This is a genomic window from Pseudoalteromonas sp. NZS100_1, from assembly GCF_015864285.1.
Classification (GTDB): Bacteria; Pseudomonadota; Gammaproteobacteria; order Enterobacterales; family Alteromonadaceae; genus Pseudoalteromonas; species Pseudoalteromonas arctica.
The window spans coordinates 1-759 of sequence record NZ_JADYXN010000140.1; the positions used below are offsets into that span (position 1 = coordinate 1).

At 62.1% G+C, this 759-nt stretch carries 2 protein-coding genes; both read left to right on the forward strand.

Annotation, left to right across the window (positions count from 1 at the left end; genetic code table 11):
- Window positions 1-359, forward strand: a 359-nt coding sequence (locus tag I6F66_RS20980; RefSeq protein WP_197209728.1) for a glycosyltransferase, incomplete at its 5' end; no start/stop codon positions are given.
- Between the two features lie 8 nt (window positions 360-367).
- Window positions 368-759, forward strand: a 392-nt coding sequence (locus I6F66_RS20985) for a glycogen debranching N-terminal domain-containing protein (protein WP_197209729.1), incomplete at its 3' end; no start/stop codon positions are given.

Consider the following 759-nt stretch of genomic DNA (forward strand, 5'->3'; position numbering starts at 1 on the left):
GTGCAAGGGCCTTGCTCTTCCCGATCGACTGGCCCGAGCCTTTCGGTCTTGTAATGATCGAAGCAATGGCTTGTGGGACACCGGTCATTGCGTTCCGATGCGGATCGGTGCCCGAGATCATCGAGCATGGGCGCTCGGGTTTCATCGTGGACAGCGAGGACCAGGCGGTCGAAGCGGTGGGCCAACTTCGTCACCTTGAGCGCGCAAGGGTGCGTGGCGCGTTCGACGCACGGTTCACGGCTGGCAGGATGGCCGCAGACTATGCCGCATTATATCACAGGCTGCCGGGCGCCCGTACGGATGCCGCCTGGCTGCGTCGCCAGCGCGGCGAGGAGTCGGAATTGCAGATCGTCGCATAGGAGTCGCCATGTCGCTGACCCAACCGCAGCCAGGGGTGCCGGGCATTGCAGGAGGACAGGCGCTGTCACAGGCGCAAACCCAGTTCTTCATCCCTGCTACCGCTTCATTGCACGAGCGTCGGCCACGCACGCTCAAGCATGGAGACAGCTTTGCCGTCTTTGACCATAGCGGCGACGCCATATCCGGACCTGGCAGTCCCGAGGGTTTCTATCATCGCGATACGCGCCACCTTTCGCACCTTTATCTCACGGTCAACGGCATGCGCCCGATACTGCTGAGTTCGGCGCTACGCGACGACAATGCGATGTTGACCTGCGATCTGGCCAACCCGGATTTCCTCGGATCAGACGGCCGCGTCGAAGTGGAGCATGATCTGATCCATCTGCGTCGCAGCCGCTT